The organism is Rhizobium sp. M1 (assembly GCF_002531805.1).
Taxonomy (GTDB): domain Bacteria; phylum Pseudomonadota; class Alphaproteobacteria; order Rhizobiales; family Rhizobiaceae; genus Rhizobium; species Rhizobium etli_C.
The window spans coordinates 1-1,104 of the sequence record NZ_NWSW01000087.1 but is presented as its reverse complement, the minus strand read 5'-3'; the positions used below and the strand labels follow the sequence as shown (position 1 = coordinate 1,104).

Below are 1,104 nucleotides of genomic sequence, written 5' to 3'. Positions count from 1 at the left end.
AACGCTAAAGTCGGCAGTAGGATGTAATCGTTAACATCGGACGTCGTGCACCAGGACGGTGTGCCTCTCCGATCAGCTAGGTGAGCATTGATGTCAAAGCCCCCCACGATCCGGGACGTCGCGCGTTTGTCGGGTGTTTCGACTGCGACTGTCTCGCGATATTTCTCGGGAAAGGCAGACTCGGTCTCTCCTCATAAGATCGAAAGCGTTCGCCGGGCAGCCAAGTCCTTGGGCTATACCCCGTCGGAGATCGGCCGCTCGCTTCGCCTGGCGCAAAGTCGCGTGGTCATGATGCTGGTGCCCGACGCGACCAACCACTTCACGGCCGATATCGCCGTCTCGGTGGAAAGCGCGCTCAAAGAGATCGGTCTGTCGATGGTTCTCGCCAATACCGGCGAGAACGCGACCCAGCAGGATCGGCTTCTTGCCGACGCGCTGGGGCTGAGAGCGCGCGCAATCGTTCTTCAGGGAGCGATCGATACGCCCAAATTACGCGAACTGGCCGCACGACAGAACAATCTGATCTTCGTTAACCGGCGCCCGGCTCAAGGAATACTCGCGCCCTATGTCGGGATCGACAACTTCCAGGCCGGCTTGGCGGTCGGGCGCCATTTCGTCGAGCGCGGTTATACCAACTGTGTGGCGATCCACGGTCCGCGACATTATTCGGGTAGCACCGCACGACTGGACGGCTTCCTCGCCGGGATCGGGGAGGATGCCAAAGTTCTCCAGTTCGAGAGCGCCTACACCATGCAAGCCGGCTACGACTGTGCGTCGCGCCTTCTCGAAGCCGAGCCCAAGAAATACTCGATATTCTGCGCCAACGACATGATCGCCTATGGCGTCTACCGGGCAGCTTTCGAGAGAAAGATGCAAGTGCCTGAAGATCTGGTGGTTTGCGGCTTTGACGATAATCGCCTGAACGAATGGCTGGCACCCTGGCTTACGACAGTGAAGGTGCCGGCCTTGGACTTCGGCCCGGCCATTGCCGAACTGATCACCACGCCGCGTCCCGATGACGAGCAGATCAAGAACATCATTCTGCCGTTCAGACTGCAGCTCCGACAATCGGCGTGATCACTAGCCGTCCTTAAAACAGGAGGG

Annotated in this window: 1 protein-coding gene; it reads left to right on the top strand. The window is 59.1% G+C overall.

Features of this window, described 5'->3' with window-relative positions; all coding sequences use genetic code 11:
* Nucleotides 1-90: 90 nt before the first annotated feature.
* Nucleotides 91-1,077: a LacI family DNA-binding transcriptional regulator gene (locus CO655_RS32850; protein WP_097609250.1), complete on the top strand. Its 987-nt coding sequence runs from the start codon at nt 91-93 to the stop codon at nt 1,075-1,077.
* Nucleotides 1,078-1,104: the final 27 nt, after the last annotated feature.